The organism is Mycobacterium sp. 134, assembly GCF_048282715.1.
GTDB lineage: Bacteria > Actinomycetota > Actinomycetes > Mycobacteriales > Mycobacteriaceae > Mycobacterium > Mycobacterium septicum.
On sequence record NZ_JBLVUN010000008.1, the window covers coordinates 5,244,239 to 5,259,618 of the forward strand.

At 67.4% G+C, this 15,380-nt stretch carries 17 protein-coding genes; 2 read left to right on the forward strand and 15 right to left on the reverse strand.

Features of this window, described 5'->3' with window-relative positions:
- Position 1: 1 nt before the first annotated feature.
- The 3 genes from ACNQVK_RS29875 to ACNQVK_RS29885 form a co-directional block, all read right to left on the reverse strand.
- Positions 2–298: a type VII secretion target gene (locus tag ACNQVK_RS29875; protein ID WP_418032415.1), complete on the reverse strand. Its 297-nt coding sequence runs from the start codon at positions 296–298 to the stop codon at positions 2–4.
- A 37-nt stretch (positions 299–335) separates the two neighbouring features.
- A complete protein-coding gene (gene glmM / locus ACNQVK_RS29880) occupies positions 336–1,676 on the reverse strand; it encodes a phosphoglucosamine mutase (RefSeq protein ID WP_418032416.1) in 1,341 nt (446 codons plus the stop codon).
- Between the two features lie 154 nt (positions 1,677–1,830).
- Positions 1,831–2,262 carry a hypothetical protein gene (locus ACNQVK_RS29885; protein ID WP_418032417.1) on the reverse strand — a complete coding sequence of 144 codons (432 nt, stop codon included), beginning with the start codon at positions 2,260–2,262 and terminating at the stop codon, positions 1,831–1,833.
- Between the two features lie 293 nt (positions 2,263–2,555).
- On the opposite strand from ACNQVK_RS29885, the gene ACNQVK_RS29890 reads away from it, so the two are divergent.
- Positions 2,556–3,293 carry a TetR/AcrR family transcriptional regulator gene (locus tag ACNQVK_RS29890; RefSeq protein WP_418032418.1) on the forward strand — a complete coding sequence of 246 codons (738 nt, stop codon included), beginning with the start codon at positions 2,556–2,558 and terminating at the stop codon, positions 3,291–3,293.
- Between the two features lie 7 nt (positions 3,294–3,300).
- On the opposite strand, the gene ACNQVK_RS29895 is transcribed toward ACNQVK_RS29890, so the two are convergent.
- The 3 genes from ACNQVK_RS29895 to rplM all read right to left on the reverse strand — a co-directional run bounded on the left by ACNQVK_RS29895 (position 3,301) and on the right by rplM (position 5,902).
- Positions 3,301–4,803, reverse strand: coding sequence for a GMC family oxidoreductase (locus ACNQVK_RS29895; RefSeq protein WP_418032419.1), 1,503 nt, complete (start codon positions 4,801–4,803; stop codon positions 3,301–3,303).
- A gap of 182 nt (positions 4,804–4,985) precedes the next feature.
- Positions 4,986–5,423 carry a 30S ribosomal protein S9 gene (gene rpsI / locus ACNQVK_RS29900; protein WP_110918039.1) on the reverse strand — a complete coding sequence of 146 codons (438 nt, stop codon included), beginning with the start codon at positions 5,421–5,423 and terminating at the stop codon, positions 4,986–4,988.
- Positions 5,424–5,458: 35 nt separating this feature from the next.
- Positions 5,459–5,902, reverse strand: coding sequence for a 50S ribosomal protein L13 (gene rplM, locus ACNQVK_RS29905; protein ID WP_044516286.1), 444 nt, complete (start codon positions 5,900–5,902; stop codon positions 5,459–5,461).
- Between the two features lie 307 nt (positions 5,903–6,209).
- Between rplM and ACNQVK_RS29910 the strand changes: the two genes are divergently transcribed.
- Positions 6,210–6,551, forward strand: coding sequence for a hypothetical protein (locus ACNQVK_RS29910; RefSeq protein WP_418032420.1), 342 nt, complete (start codon positions 6,210–6,212; stop codon positions 6,549–6,551).
- Between the two features lie 5 nt (positions 6,552–6,556).
- Here the strand turns inward: ACNQVK_RS29910 and ACNQVK_RS29915 are convergent, their stop codons facing one another.
- The 9 genes from ACNQVK_RS29915 to adh form a co-directional block, all read right to left on the reverse strand.
- Positions 6,557–6,970, reverse strand: a complete 414-nt coding sequence (locus ACNQVK_RS29915; protein ID WP_418032421.1) for a hypothetical protein — start codon at positions 6,968–6,970, stop codon at positions 6,557–6,559.
- A gap of 15 nt (positions 6,971–6,985) precedes the next feature.
- Positions 6,986–7,243 (reverse strand): hypothetical protein, encoded by a 258-nt coding sequence (locus ACNQVK_RS29920; RefSeq protein ID WP_418032422.1) that lies wholly within the window; start codon positions 7,241–7,243, stop codon positions 6,986–6,988.
- 101 nt (positions 7,244–7,344) lie between these two features.
- A complete protein-coding gene (locus tag ACNQVK_RS29925) occupies positions 7,345–8,631 on the reverse strand; it encodes an HAD family hydrolase (RefSeq protein WP_418032423.1) in 1,287 nt (428 codons plus the stop codon).
- Positions 8,632–8,668: 37 nt separating this feature from the next.
- Positions 8,669–9,442 carry an ethanolamine ammonia-lyase subunit EutC gene (eutC, locus tag ACNQVK_RS29930; RefSeq protein WP_418032424.1) on the reverse strand — a complete coding sequence of 258 codons (774 nt, stop codon included), beginning with the start codon at positions 9,440–9,442 and terminating at the stop codon, positions 8,669–8,671.
- Entirely contained in the window at positions 9,439–10,854 is a 1,416-nt protein-coding gene (locus tag ACNQVK_RS29935) for an ethanolamine ammonia-lyase subunit EutB (RefSeq protein WP_418032425.1), read from the reverse strand. Before ACNQVK_RS29935 ends, eutC begins: the two co-directional genes overlap by 4 nt.
- Positions 10,851–12,266, reverse strand: coding sequence for an ethanolamine permease (eat, locus tag ACNQVK_RS29940; RefSeq protein WP_211157809.1), 1,416 nt, complete (start codon positions 12,264–12,266; stop codon positions 10,851–10,853). The genes ACNQVK_RS29935 and eat overlap by 4 nt, the downstream gene beginning before the upstream one ends.
- Before the next feature lies 1 nt (position 12,267).
- Complete coding sequence (locus ACNQVK_RS29945; protein WP_418032426.1) at positions 12,268–12,402, reverse strand: hypothetical protein; 135 nt, start codon at positions 12,400–12,402, stop codon at positions 12,268–12,270.
- 108 nt (positions 12,403–12,510) lie between these two features.
- Positions 12,511–13,572 (reverse strand): alcohol dehydrogenase AdhP, encoded by a 1,062-nt coding sequence (adhP, locus tag ACNQVK_RS29950; RefSeq protein WP_211157808.1) that lies wholly within the window; start codon positions 13,570–13,572, stop codon positions 12,511–12,513.
- Between the two features lie 150 nt (positions 13,573–13,722).
- The gene (gene adh, locus ACNQVK_RS29955; protein ID WP_211157807.1) at positions 13,723–15,246 is read right to left on the reverse strand and encodes an aldehyde dehydrogenase; all 1,524 of its coding nucleotides are present in this window, start codon (positions 15,244–15,246) and stop codon (positions 13,723–13,725) included.
- Between the last annotated feature and the right edge of the window lie 134 nt (positions 15,247–15,380).

Sequence of the window (15,380 nt, forward strand, 5' to 3'; positions counted from 1 at the left end):
CTCAACCCACCCGGGTGGCCGCGTCGGCATCCGCGGCGACGTACCGGCCGGTGGTGCTCCGCAGCACCGCGGCGACCTCACCCGCAGCGCGGGCCCATTGCCGCAGCGGCACGATGCACTCGTCGAGCGCGCCCCGCACCGACTCACCCGAGGCCGTGTGCGCCCGTCCGGCCGTCGCGCCGTCGAATCGCAGGCGCATTCGGATGCCGGAATCGACGATCTCGGCGACGGCATCGTAGTGCCGTGCCGCCTGTTGCAACGCCGCAGCGTCGACGCGCGCGGTAGTTACGTCTCCCATGCCCGGTTTAGACGCAGCCGGGAGCCGTGCGGTTCCCTCAGGCTGACTGGCCGCTGACCGAATCGGCCACCCGCACCGCGAGGAGGCGGGCCGTGTTCTCGTCGGCGGCCTCGACCATCACCCGGACCACCTGTTCGGTACCCGAGGGCCGCAACAGGATTCGCCCGGTGTCGCCCAGTTCAGCCTCGGCCTCGGCAACGGCGGACTGCACGGACGGCGCGGTGGCCACCGCGGCCTTGTCCTGGACCGCAACGTTGATCAGCACCTGCGGCAACGTGCGCATCGGCTCGGCAAGCGCAGCCAAGGTATTGCGGGTCTGGGCCATCCGCGACATCAGGCGCAGGCCGGTGACGATGCCGTCACCGGTGGTGCCCAGGCCGGGCAACACGATGTGACCCGACTGCTCACCACCGAGCGAGAACTCGCCGGCCCGCAGTTCCTCCAGCACGTAGCGGTCCCCGACACCGGTGGTGCGGACCTCGATACCGGCCGCCCGCATTGCCAGGTGCAAACCGAGATTGCTCATCACCGTGGCCACCAACGTGTCGGAGGCCAACTCGCCGGCCTCCTGCATGGCCAGCGCCAGCACCACCATGATCGCGTCGCCGTCGATGAGCCGGCCCGCGGCGTCCACCGCCAGGCACCGGTCGGCATCGCCGTCGTGGGCGAGGCCCAGATCGGCGCCGTGCTCGAGAACCGCGGCCTGCAGCACATCCATGTGGGTGGATCCGCAGCCGTCGTTGATGTTGAGGCCGTTGGGCGCGGCGTTGATCGCGATGACGTTGGCTCCGGCGGCCCGGTAGGCCCGCGGAGCGGCCGCCCATGCCGCACCGTGCGCGCAATCGACGACGACGGTGAGGCCTTCCAGGCGGGTGGTGACGGCCTTGGAGGCGTGGCGCAGGTAGCGGTCCAACGCGTCCTCGGCGTCGAGAACCCGGCCGATCCCGGCACCGGTGGGCCTGCTTCCGGGCCCCGCCTGCACGAGTTCCTCGATGCGGTCCTCGGCGGCGTCGTCGAGCTTGTGCCCACCGGGACCGAAGATCTTGATGCCGTTGTCGGGCATCGGGTTGTGCGACGCGGAGATCATCACCCCGAAGTTCGCATCATAAGCGCTGGTCAGATACGCCACCGCGGGCGTCGGCAGGACCCCGACGCGCAAGACGTCGACTCCCTCGCTGGTGATACCGGCGATCACCGCGGCTTCCAGCATCTCGCCGCTGGCGCGCGGATCACGGCCCACCACGGCGACCCGCCGGCCGGGTCCCACGGAGTTGCCGAGACGCCGGGCGGCCGCCGAACCGAGTGCTATTGCCAGTTCAGCGGTCAGATCGCGATTGGCGACCCCGCGCACCCCATCGGTGCCGAACAGTCGACCCATGCCCTTAAACTTCTCATAATTGGCTGCCGGAAACACAACCGACGAGGTCAGCGACCATCCCGGGGCCAGATCGATATTCGTTCGTGATCCTCGGATGCATGATCACCGGATCCCTGCCCGCAGCTGATCCGCGGGCAGGGCCGGCGACGAATCGCTAGCTGCCCTCGCCATCCGACGAGGAGTGGCCGGCTCCAGGAGCCTGAGGCGTCGTCGGCGCCGCCGGCGCGACGCTACGCGGCGCCGTTCCCTCGGCGGCATTGCCGGGTCGCTCACTGGTGCCGTTCTGGCTGAACGAGATGGTCCCCAGGTTGTTGGTGCACACGACGTGGTCGGCGCCGTTCGTGTCGACACCCTGCACAGCAGTGGTCAGCGACGACGTGTCGGTGTTATCGCACACCCCCGCCGCGATCTGTGCCGCCGCGGCGGTGTCGACGTTCTCCAGGACCGAGACGTTGCCGAGGGTGAGATTCACCTTGCCGTCGCCGAGCGTGTCAGGCGCGGCGTTGGCGATCCCCAGGCCGACCGTAAACAGCAGCGATCCGCCGAGCATCGCGCCCGCGGTCGCAGTCTTCACGAAGTTCCCCACAATTGCTCCTTCCGATGGGAAAGCGGCCCCGGTCCCCCGACGTCGGTACGACGTTTCACCGGTGGCAGGAAGGTCCTGCGGTGCACAACCCTGCTGACACAAAGCGGCCCCTGCTCTCCGCCCCGAGGACTTCCACCTCGACACGGTCCTCAAACCTCGAATCGGCAAGAAACCGCCTCATATGAGTGTCTGCCGAGGTCAACGGGGCGGAATTCGCCTCGTTCGGGCTCGCCCACCCAGGTCGGGGCCAGCAGGTGAACAAGTGATTCGCGGATTTTGTTATCGTCGGAAACATGGTGACCGCAAGCCAGAACAGCGAACGGCCCAGCAACGCCGACAATCTGCTCCGGGCAGCAGCCGAGCTCCTCGACTCCGGCGGCGTCGACGCGGTCTCCACGCGGGCGGTCGCGGCGGCCGCCGGCGTCCAGCCTCCGGTCATCTATCGGCAGTTCGGCGACAAGGACGGCCTGCTCGATGCGCTGACGCACTATCTGCTGCGGGAGTACATCGCGGCCAAGCGCCAGCTCATGGACGAGTCCACCGATCCGCTCGACCAACTGCGCAAGATATGGGACCTCCACCTGGAATTCGCGCTCCGGCACCCCGCCGCGTACCTGCTCGCCTACGCGCCGACCCGACAGCCCGGTGAGCTCGGCGCCGCAGCCAAGACCGAAACCGTGAACCTGCTCGCCGAGACCGTGGCCAAGCTGGGCGATCAGGGCAGGCTCGCCATGAGCGTCGACCGCGCCACCCGCTACATCTATTCCGCCGGCCTCGGAATCATCCTGACCCTGGTGCAGCAGGCGCCGGGCGAGCGGGATTTCCAGTTGTCCGAGATCGTTCGCGAGAACGTCTTCTCGGCGATCCTGCACAGCGCATCGACACCACAGGCTCACAGCACCGAACTCCCCGCCCGTGCCGTGGCCCTTGCCGAGGCACTGCGGGGAGCCGGCGACGTCCCGGTCAGCTCAGCCGAGCGGGCGCTGCTGGAGGAATGGCTGGGCCGGCTCGCCGATCAGACGACCCCCTGAGCGGCCGTCACGAAGCGTCCCGAATCAGAGCGGACGCCCGCTCGGCCAGTCCGTAGACGGTCGCCATCGGGTTGTTCGACGGAAGCGACGGCATCACCGAGGCGTCCGCGATCCGCAGATTGGCGATGCCGTGGACACGAAGGCCGGTGTCCACGACCGACTGCGGGGAATCACCCATCGCGCACGTGCCGGCCGGATGGAAGTAGGAACTGGCACTCGCCCGGATGAACTGTCGCAGCGACTCCTCGTCCACCACCGCGGGACCGGGGGCCAGTTCCTCTCCGCGCCAGGCGGACAAGGCGGGTGCGCCCCCGATTTCACGGGCGATCCTGAAGCCTTCGACCATGACCTTCCAGTCGCGTTCGTCGCTGAGGTAATTCGGATCCACCACCGGGGCCTGGTCGGCGTGCGCCGTGGCCAGCCTGACGCTGCCGCGACTGTATGGCTGCATGGCCGACACCCCGATCAGATATGTGTCGGGTAGATCGAGGCCCGTCACCGCGGCCGTGTCCACCAGCAGGATCTGCAGGTCTGGAGGCCCGTCGGTGGAGGCGGTACGGATCAGGCCCATGGCCTCACCGTGATTGTTCTCCGGTGTCGGAATTTGTTGTGCTGCATGATATATGACACCCGTGAGCGGATGGTCCTGCAGATTGGATCCGACTCCGGGCAGATCGTGGACGACGTCGATGCCGACTGCGTCCAGGTGCGCCCGCGGCCCCACCCCGGACAACATCAACAGCTGGGCCGAGCCGATCGCCCCGGCCGCCAGCACCACCTCCCCCGCGAAGCTCTCGGTGACGGCGCGATCCGCGGTGTGGAAGCGCACACCGATGCACCGGCCGGCGCTGATCAGCAACCGGTGCACCAGGGCGCCGGAGACCAGTTCGAGATTGGGGCGCCCCAGCGCGGGCAGCAGGTAGGCGTCCGCCGCACTCTGTCGGCGTCCTCGGCGGATCGTCAGATCTGCTGCACCAAAGCCTATTTCGTCCCCACTGCTGATGTCGCGCGCCAGGGAGTACCCACACTGTCCGGCCGCGGACAGGGCCGCGGCCAGCACGGCGTTGGGCGGGTCTGCCTTTCCGACGTGCAGCGGCCCGTCGACCCCACGCAGGGCCGGATCTCCGGCGCGCACCGTTTCACTTCGCTTGAAGTAGGGCAGCAGATCGTCGAACTGCCAGCCCAGAGGCCAGTCCGTGTAGCTCTCGCGATGCCCGCGGGCGAACATCATGGCATTGATCGACGACGAACCGCCGAGGCCGCGACCACGGGCCACATGGATCGCGGTTCCCGTGCCGGCCTGTACGGGCGTGAGTCCGCCGGCGTCAGCCGGGCCGCCGACCAGGGTCTGCCATTGGGGCGGGATCGCACTTGCCGGTTCCGCGACGGGGCCGCCCGCCTCGATCAGCAGCACCCGGACGGCCGGATCCTCGCTGAGCCTGGACGCCAGGACCGAGCCGGCAGTGCCTGCCCCGACGATGATCACGTCGTAGTCGTGCCGCTGTGCCATGTGAGCCTCCAGTCGTATCGCTGTTAACAACTAGAACGATACCATCGATAACATCACTGGAACCGCTAACGCGATATCACTGGAAACAACAGTCCGGGAACGCCCACGGACACCAAAAAACAAACCCGCCGGGTGTGTACATGACACACCCGGCGGGTTCGTTCGGCCGTAAAGGCGACAGATCAGCGCTTGCTGTACTGAGGCGCCTTGCGGGCCTTCTTGAGGCCGTACTTCTTGCGCTCGATGGCACGCGGGTCACGTGTAAGGAACCCGGCCTTCTTCAGTGCCGGCCGGTCCTCCGGCTGCACCAGGATCAGCGCGCGGGCGATCGCCAGGCGCAGGGCGCCGGCCTGACCCGAGGGGCCGCCACCATCGAGGTGGGCGTAGATGTCGAAGTGCTCGACGCGGTCGACGGTGACCAGCGGGGCCTTGATCAGCTGCTGGTGCACCTTGTTCGGGAAGTAGTTCTCCAGGGTGCGGCCGTCCAGGTTGAACTTGCCGGTGCCGGGCACCAGGCGAACTCGCACCACGGCCTCCTTGCGGCGGCCGACGGTCTGGATCGGACGGTCGATGATGACCGGCTCGCGGTGCTCCTGCTCCACCTCGACGCTCTCGGTCACGGCTTCGACGACGTCGCCGTTCTCAATCGTTTCGGTCACTGGGCCACCTGCTTGATCTCGTACGGAACCGGCTGCTGCGCGGCGTGCGGATGATCCGGACCGGCGTAGACCTTGAGCTTCTTCTGAATCTGACGACCGAGCTTGGTGTGGGGCAGCATGCCGATGATCGCGTTCTCGACGACGCGGGTCGGGTGCTTCTCCAGCAGCTGGCCGATGGTGCGCTTGCGCAGACCGCCCGGGTAACCCGAGTGGCTGTAAGCGAACTTCTTGGTGAGCTTGTCGCCGCTGACGGCGATCTTCTCGGCGTTGATGACGATGACGAAATCGCCACCATCGACATTCGGCGTGAACGTCGGCTTGTGCTTGCCGCGGAGCAGCTTGGCTGCTTCGACGGCGAGCCGGCCGAGCACCACGTCCTGGGCGTCGATGACGTACCACTGACGCGTGGTGTCACCCGCCTTCGGCGTGTACGTAGGCACAGCGCATACCTCTATCTTTATTCGAGCGTTAACTCGGGTTTCGGACCCCGGAGCGAGCCGGGTGCCGGTCGCGGCGCATGTACGCGGTTTTCCCGGCGACCGACATTGACCCGGGACCCGCTCGCCCCAGAAGGGCAGCACACACCAACGGAGCAGCTTACCGGGCGGCGTCGCGGCAGGTCAAAACGCCCTTGAGGGCCGGGCGCGGAGGCTGGGCCGCAAAGCCCCGCCCCACGTCACCCGGCGCGCGTGCCGCCCTCCTAGAGAACTCACACCGCGGACGCATCGCAACTCCCAGATTCCGGGCGTGAACTGGGGTGACCGAAGGCTCGACATCATCCAACCGCAGGAACGAGGGCCCAGCACCGTGACTGCCGAACAGAACCTCAGAATCCGAAGGATTGCCGCCATCGCCGGCGCAGGCGCCGTGGCGGCGCTGACCTGGTTGAGCGTGACGCCGGCCTGCCACGGCGCGTCGGTGGCACTCCACTCACCCCCACCTCCCCCGACGGTGGCCTCACCGGCCATGACGTTGGGTGCCACAACCACCACGGGGGTTCGGGCGCCGATGGCCATGGCGACGCCGAAGGCGCATCCGAACATCACCGGCCCGGCGGCACTGCCGTCAGAGGAGGCCGCCCTGCCGTGACGAGTCTAGTGCTTCTTCTCGGCCTGCGCCTGGTCCTGCGCGGCCTGCTGTTGAGCAGCTTGAATCGCCGCACGGCCCTCCGGGCTGGCCGCGGAGTTACCGGGCCCGGTGGCCGATGCCACCGACTTGTCGCAGTTGAGGGACACCATCGTCTGATTGGTGGCCGAGCCCGTGGTGTTGGGCGGCGGTTGCACGGTGCGGTCCTGTTGACGGGTGACGACGCAGTCCGACCAGGATTCGCGGTCACCGACGGTGGTCTCCACCACCGGTGAGTACCCGGCTCCGCTGAGAGTGCCCGATGCGTCGCTGTACTTCTGGCCCACGACATCTGGCGACGATGCGTGTGCGACCCCGCTCATGACCAGAGCCGCCAGCGGAGCCGCGAAGGCCGCCGCCACTCCGAGAATGCGCGTTGACATGCGTTCCACCACAGCCTATTTCGCAACCGGCGGGGTGGTATCGGTGACAGTGCTGCCGAGTTTCATCGGGCCGACCACCGGCTGGGTGAAAACCGTGTTCGTCGGGGCATCACCGGATCCGGCGAGCGGTTTGCCCTGCCCCGCAGGCAATTCCTCGGGATGCCCCAACGCGAACGCCGCCATCGCCGAGATGGCAGCGACACCAAGTAACATGCCCGTTACCTGTATCCGGCTGTGCCCCTTGAGCTTCAGCTGCCCCTCATGTGTACTCATGGCGCATATGTGACGCCCGAATTCTGTAGGGCACCCCGCCGGCGCGCTGTGGAATTGCTGAGCCAGGAAACTCCGAGCTTTACGCCAGCATTCTCACGGCGTCAGGACACCCCGTCCTGCTGGTCGGGCACCACGCTTCCGTCCGCGCGGTGCAGCGGGGCTTCCTTGCCGCTGGGCTCGATGTAGCCCTCCGTCGCGCATTCGTATGCGTCGCCCTGCTTCTTCTTCGGCTCGATGAACATCGGATTGACGACCCAGCGACCGTCAGCGTTGTCGTAGGCCGAGCACATCAACTCGGTCTTGTTCCGGTTGAGCACCAGGCGCAGGGCGGTGGCATCGGTGAGGAACGTGACATCGGTGTCGGAGTCCCCGGCGCCGAAGGCCGCGCGCTTGGGCTCGGCCTGCTGCTCGAACGCTGCGGGCCCCTTGACCCCGAAGACGTCCTCGTTGACCCGGCACCGCTTGCCCTCGATGTACGGGATTGCCGTCTCGCCCCCGCACGGCACCAACTTCGACGTCAGGACATCACCGTCGCGTTCGGTCCGCACCCCCATCACCTTGTCGGGCGCGAAACCGAGGTCGGCCGCCCACACCCGCACCACCGGCTCCGCCGACGCGGAGATGATCCGCACGTCGAAACCGTTGGCGCGCAGGGTTTCCACCAGATCCCGCATCTGCGGGTAGTACCGCACCCAGCCGGTCTCGTCGCCGCTGCCGACCTTCTGCTCGGTGCCCTCGGGCGCATCGAGGTTCTCCTTGCGAGCAGCCTCGGCGAAACCGGTCAGCTCGGATTCGTGCCAGCCGGCCAGCATCTGCGCGGCCCAGGCATACGACGGTTCGAACCGGCGGGCGTTGAACCCGGCGAAGGCCGGCTCGTCCGCCCGCGTCTCTCCGTCCGTGTAGACCGACAGCAGTTCGTCGGCGCACCCGAGGTCGGTGTCGGTGGGCATCGGCTGGCCCGGTTTGGCTGCGACACACGCCTTGGCCAGGGCCGCCGCGGCCTGCGGAGTGAGGTAGGGGCTGGTGGTCGACCAGTCACCACCGGCAGGTGCCCACAGCTTGCCGTTGCGCACCATCCAGAAGAACGTCGCATCGCCGATGTCGTTCTTGACCACGGTGTTGTCCCAGTCGAACAACGCGAGCGGTGCGCCATCGGCCACCGATCCGTTGGCCCCGCAGGTCCCCAACTCCGCGAGCATCGCGTCGATCCGGTCCCGGTTGTCGCCGTACCAACCGGGGTTCTCGGCCAACGTGCGACAGCCGGCGGGGGGAGTCTCGGCCGACGTGCCCGACGACTGCGCCGACTCGGCGCCGGAGCCGCACCCGGCGACGGTCAACACCGCGGTCACCGCGGCAACGAGGAGGGACAGCGGTGCGCGTGAGGTCATCAAGGGGTTCCTGTCTGGTCAGTTCAGGTGAGTTCGACTAGGTCAGTTCGGCCAGGCCTGGCGTGCCGAGCGCCGAGGTCCGTGAGGTGTCCTTCAGGTCGACGCCGGAGCGGCCCAGGGCCAGCGCGCCGTCGACCAATGCGGCTGCCACCCGCGCGGCTTCGGCGTATCCCAGACCGTCGGGCGGGTGGATGTTGGAGATGCAGTTGCGGTCGGCGTCGGTGCGGCCGGGCATCGGCAGATGGGTGAGATAGATGCCGAGGCTGTCGGCCACACTCAGGCCGGGCCGCTCCCCGATCACCACGATCACCGTCCGCATGTGGGCCTGCGCTGCAACGTGATCACCGAGCGCGACGCGGGCCTGCGTCGCGATCACCGGCGGGGCCAAGGTGTAGCGGTCCTGCAGTTCGGCCACCAACGCCGCGAGCAGCGTCGCGCCGTGACGATCCAGTGCGGTCGGCGACAACCCGTCGGCCAGCACGAAGCCGATGTCGGCCGGGGTGTCGGGCACCTGCATGTCCTCGGCGGGTTCCCGCCCCAGATCGGGCCGACGGAGATACTCGTCGCGGGAGGTGGCCTTACTGGTCACCAGGGTCGGCTCACCGATGCCGACGTTGCGGACAGCCGTCACCAGTTGATCAGTGTCCAGCGGCACGTGCACGGCATCGCGGGCCGCGGCGTGCGCCGCGGCCAGTTCGAGCACCCGGCGGGTGGGCAGTGCGTTGCCGGCCCGCCCCAGCCCGATCCTGGCCTGCGTGGTCTTGCGCAGCTCATCCCAGAACTCTTGAACCGCAATCTCATTGGGACTCATGACGTCTCCGCGGAAGTCAGGGACCGCAGCACCGAACGCTCCAGGTCGAACGGCGTCAGCTTGCCGGAGTCGTCGACCATCCCGACGCTGCGCAACCATGCCTCGAACTCGGCGGCCGGCCGCAGCCCCAGGGTGCGCCGGGTGGTCAGCACGTCGTGGAACGACAAGCTCTGATAGCCGAGCATCACGTCGTCGGCACCCGGCACGGTGATGACGAAAGCCACTCCGGCCGCGGCCAACAACGTCAGCAGGTTGTCCATGTCGTTCTGGTCGGCTTCGGCGTGGTTGGTGTAGCAGACGTCCACCCCCATCGGCAGGCCGAGCAGCTTGCCGCAGAAGTGGTCTTCCAGGCCCGCCCGGATGATCTGCTTGCCGTCGTAGAGGTACTCCGGCCCGATGAAGCCGACGACCGTGTTCACCAGCAGCGGCTGCAGGTCGCGGGCCACCGCGTAGGCACGGGCCTCCAGGGTCTGCTGGTCCACCGGCTTGCCGCCGACGCCCAGGTGCGTACCGGAACTGAGCACCGAACCCTGGCCGGTCTCGAGATACATGACGTTGTCGCCGACCGTGCCGCGGCGCAGGCTGCGCGCCGCCTCGTTGCCCTCCCGCAGCAGCTGCAGGTTCACCCCGAATGCGGAGTTGGCCCCCTCGGTGCCCGCGACGGACTGGAACATCAGGTCCACCGGTGCACCGGCCTCCACCAACCCGATCGTGGTGGTGACATGCGACAGCACGCAGGACTGGGCGGGGATGTCGTAGCGCGTGCGGATCGAATCGAGCAGATACAGCAGGTCCGCGGTGGCCTGCGGCGAGTCGGTGGCCGGGTTGATCCCGATCACCGCGTCGCCGCAGCCCAGCAGCAGCCCGTCGAGCACGGCCGCGGCGATCCCCCGCGGGTCGTCGGTGGGATGGTTGGGCTGCAGCCGGGTGGCCAGAGTGCCGCGGGCGCCGACGGTGGTCCGGAACGCCGCGGTCACCTCCGCGGCGGCCGACACCGCGATCAGATCCTGGTTGCGCATGATCTTGCTGACCGCCGCAACCATTTCCGGGGTCAGCCCCGGTGCGACGGCGGCCAGCCGCTCGGCGCTGTGATCATGAGCCGCGGTGTCCATCAGCCAGTCCCGCAGCCCGCCGACGGTCAGATGCGAGATCTCCGAAAAGGCTTGCCGGTCATGGCTGTCCATGATCAGCCGGGTGACCTCGTCGGTGTCGTACGGGACCAGTTCCTCGTTGAGGAAGGTGTCCAGCGGCAGGTCCGCGAGCACCCAGGCGGCCGCGGCGCGTTCACCGTCGTGCTCGGCCGCGCAACCGGCGAGTTGATCGCCGGAGCGCAGCGGGGTGGCCTTGGCCATCACCTCGACCAGACCGTCGAAGCCGTAGGTCACCCCCGAAACCTGCTGGTGGTACTTCATTTCAGGGCACTCTCCGCTTCCGCGAGCATCGCGAACTCCTCGTCGGGCGAGTTGGCCACCAGGCGGTGGCGGCTGTAGAGCGCGAAGTAGAGCATGAACGCGCAGAACACGGCCAGGCACAGGCCCGCAGCCACCGGGCTGACCACAAAGGTCGCGATGAGCGCCACGACCGCGACGACGAGGGCGAAGCCGGTGGTGACGATGCCGCCCGGAGTGCGGTACGGGCGCTTCATCTCCGGCTCGCGGACCCGCAGCACGATGTGGCTGATCATCATCAGCACGTAGCTCAGCGCGGCGCCGAAGACCGCCATGTTCAGGATCAGATCACCGTGACCGGTCAGCGACAGCAGGAAGCCGATGATGCCCGGGACGATCAGCGCGAGCGTCGGGGCCTTGCGCTTGTTGGTCACCGACAGCGAGGTGGGCAGGTAACCGGCCCGCGACAGCGCGAAGGTCTGCCGCGAGTAGGCGTAGATGATCGAGAAGAAGCTCGCGACCAGGCCGGCCAGGCCGATGTAGTTGACCAGCTTGGCCGCCGTGCCGGTACCGCCGAGCGCCTGCACCAGCGGATCGTCCACGGTCGACATCGCGTCGGCACCGCCGGCGCCGGCCGTCAGGAACAGCACCGTCACGCAGGTGACGATCAGCACCGTCATCGCGGCGATGATGCCGCGCGGCACGTTGCGCTCCGGGTTCGCGGTCTCTTCGGCCGCCAGCGGGACGCCTTCGACGGCCAGGAAGAACCAGATCGCGAACGGGATGGCGGCCCAGATGCCCAGGTAGCCGTGCGGAAGGAAGCTCGAAGCGCCGAGCGCGGCGGTGTCGGGGGCGATGTCGGTCAGGTTGGCGACGTCGAAGTGGCCGATGGCGCTGACAGCGAAGATGACCAGGCCCAGCAGCGCGATCGCGGTGATGACGAACATCAGGCGCAGCGCCTCACCGACACCCGCGAGGTGGATACCGATGAAGATGACGAACGCCGCCAGGTAGACCCACCAGCCCTTGTGAATGCCGAACAGGCCAAGGGATTCGACGTAGCCGCCGATGAATGTGGCGATCGCCGCCGGGGCGATCGAGTATTCGATGAGGATCGCGGTGCCGGTGGCGAAACCGCCCCACGGGCCCAGGGCGCGGCGGGCGAAGGTGTAGCCACCGCCTGCCGCCGGCAGTGCCGAGGACAGTTCGGCCAGGCCCAGCACCATGCAGAAGTACATGGCGGCGATGACCACCACGGCGATCAGCAGTCCACCGAAGCCGCCCTGCTCGAGGCCGAAGTTCCAGCCCGAGAAATCGCCGGAGATCACATAGCTGACGCCGAGGCCGGCCAACAACAGCCACCCAGCGCTTCCGGATTTGAGCTGACGTTTGTTCAGATAGTCAGCGCTCTCCAGGTGTTCTTCCACACCCGCCATTTCAAACTCCTTTATTTGCAACGCATTTATCTTCGGTGATGCCGGCCTCCAGTACCGGGCGAATCACGTTAAAGGTCTGTAAACCAACCTTTGAGTAAGAAGTATCACCCTGCGGACCGGATTTGTCCAGCGTCACAGTTGGACCGAATCGCGTTGTCCGCCAACATTATTGACGATTACGCCGACACGACGAGGCCGCGAGGGGCCCGCCGGGCCGCTCGCGACGCCATCGACGTGTCATCGACTACCGGTAGTCGATGACGATCCGGCCGTCGATCTGTCCGCGTTCCATCCGCTCGAACACCTCGTTGATCTGATCGAGTGACGTCGTCTCGACGATCGGGTGGATCAGGCCACGGTGGTAGAAATCGAGGGCCTCCACCATGTCCTGGCGCGAACCCACGATCGAGCCGCGGATCGTCAGCCCCTTGAGCACGATGTCGAAGATCGGCGCCGGGAAGTCTCCCGGCGGCAGACCGACGAACACGATCGTGCCACCGCGGCGGGCCAGCCCGATGGCCTGGCCGAACGCCTGCGGATGCACCGCCGTCACCAGCACGCCGTGCACGCCGCCGGTGGCCTTCTGCACCTCGGCCACGACATCGGACGTGGTGGCGTTCACCGTCACCTCGGCACCGAGCCGGCCGGCCAGTTCCAGCTTGGCGTCGTCGATGTCGATCGCGACCACCCGCAGACCCATCGCGCGGGCGTACTGCACCGCGACGTGCCCCAATCCCCCGACCCCGGAGATCGCCACCCACTGGCCGGGCCGGGTGTCGGTCACCTTCAGGCCCTTGTAGACCGTCACCCCGGCACACAGGACGGGCGCCACCTCGACCGGGTCGGCGCCGTCGGGGATCCGTGCGGCGTAGGCGGCGTTGACCAACATGTAGGCGCCGAAGCTGCCGTCGACGCTGTAGCCACCGTTGCGCTGCTGCTCGCACAGGGTCTCCCAGCCGGTGCGGCAGTACTCGCACGTGCCGCAGGCCGACCACAGCCAGGCGTTGCCGACCTTGTCGCCGACCTTCAGGTCGGTCACACCGGGTCCCAGCGCCACCACGGTGCCGTAGCCCTCGTGTCCCGGCACGAACGGCGGGCTCGGCTTCACCGGCCAATCGCCATGCGCGGCATGGAGGTCGGTGTGACACACGCCGGAGGTCTCGAGCTTGACCAATGCCTCACCCGGTCCGGGTGTCGGCAGGTCGAGCTCGGAAACCTGCAGCGGTGCACCGAATTCGGTGACCACGGCTGCGCGCATCCGGCCGGTGCTGTTGGCACCGACGCTGTCGTCGAGAGTCTGGGTCATGAGTCGTTCCCATCGTTGAAAGGTGTTGCTGGCAGCCGATTTTTGTTGTTATTCGGTTATGCGATTCCGCTGGCAGCACCGGCACGCACCGGTGCTGCCCGCGCGGCAGCATGACGACCTTTCCGGGCCTGACTCGTCGACCTCGACGGTCTAGAAGAAGCCCTGGGCCTTGTTGGCGTAGCTCACCAGCAGGTTCTTGGTCTGCTGGTAGTGATCGAGCATCATCTTGTGGTTCTCGCGGCCGATGCCGGACTGCTTGTAGCCGCCGAACGCCGCATGCGCGGGGTAGGCGTGGTAGCAGTTGGTCCACACCCGGCCCGCCTTGATGTCCCGGCCGGCGCGGTAGGCGGTGTTGCCGTTGCGGCTCCACACGCCGGCACCCAGGCCGTAGAGGGTGTCGTTGGCGATCGAGATGGCGTCGTCGTAGTCCTTGAACGAGGTCACGGCGACGACCGGGCCGAAGATCTCCTCCTGGAACAGCCGCATCTTGTTGTGCCCGGTGAAGATCGTCGGCGCCACGTAGAAGCCGCCGTTGAGGTCGCCACCCAGATCGGCCCGCTCGCCACCGGTGATCAGTTGGGCACCTTCGGTTTTCCCGATCTCGATGTAGGACAGGATCTTCTCCAGCTGATCGTTGGAGGCCTGCGCACCGATCATGGTCTCGGTGTCCAGCGGGTCACCCTGACGCACCGCCTTGGTGCGGATGGCGGCCAGTTCCAGGAACTCGTCGTAGATGTCGGCCTGGATCAGAGACCGCGACGGGCAGGTGCACACCTCACCCTGGTTCAGGGCGAACATGGTGAACCCTTCCAGGGCCTTGTCCTGGAAATCGTCGGCGGCGGCCAGCACATCGGAGAAGAAGATGTTCGGGCTCTTGCCGCCCAGCTCCAGCGTCACCGGGATCAGGTTCTGGCTGGCGTACTGCATGATCAGCCGGCCCGTGGTGGTCTCACCGGTGAAGGCGATCTTGGCGATCCGGTTGCTCGAGGCCAGCGGCTTGCCGCACTCGACACCGAAGCCGTTGACCACGTTGACCACCCCGGCGGGCAGCAGGTCGCCGATCACCGACATCAGGTAGAGCACCGAAACCGGGGTCTGCTCAGCGGGTTTGAGGACCACCGCGTTGCCCGCGGCCAGCGCCGGGGCCAGCTTCCACACGGCCATGAGGATCGGGAAGTTCCAGGGGATGATCTGGCCGACCACGCCGAGCGGCTCGTGGAAGTGGTAGGCGACGGTGTCCTCGTCGATCTGCGAGAGCGAGCCTTCCTGGGCGCGCAGCACACCGGCGAAGTACCGGAAGTGGTCGACCGCCAGCGGGATGTCGGCGTTCAGCGTCTCGCGGATCGGCTTGCCGTTGTCCCACGACTCGGCCAGTGCGATGGATTCGAGGTTCTCCTCGATCCGGTCGGCGATCTTGTTGAGGACGACGGCCCGCTCGGCCGGTGAGGTCTTGCCCCAGGCCGGCGCGGCGGCGTGGGCGGCGTCCAGCGCCTTCTCGACGTCGGCCTCGGTGGAGCGGGCCACCTCGCAGAAGACCTGACCGGTGACCGGGGTCGGGTTCTCGAAGTAGCGGCCCTCGGCGGGTGCGACCCACTCTCCACCGATGTAGTTGTCGTAGCGGGCCTCGAACGACATCAGGGCGCCTTCGGCACCCGGACGTGCATAAACAGTCATGGCAATCTCCTGCATCGGACACCAGATGTGTCGGTCATCACTAAAGGTAGTCAGCAGTAGGTTGCAGCACAGTTGCACTGATCAAAAGCAACGTTGCACACGTCGGCGGGCCGACAATTCAGCATGGCCCGTGG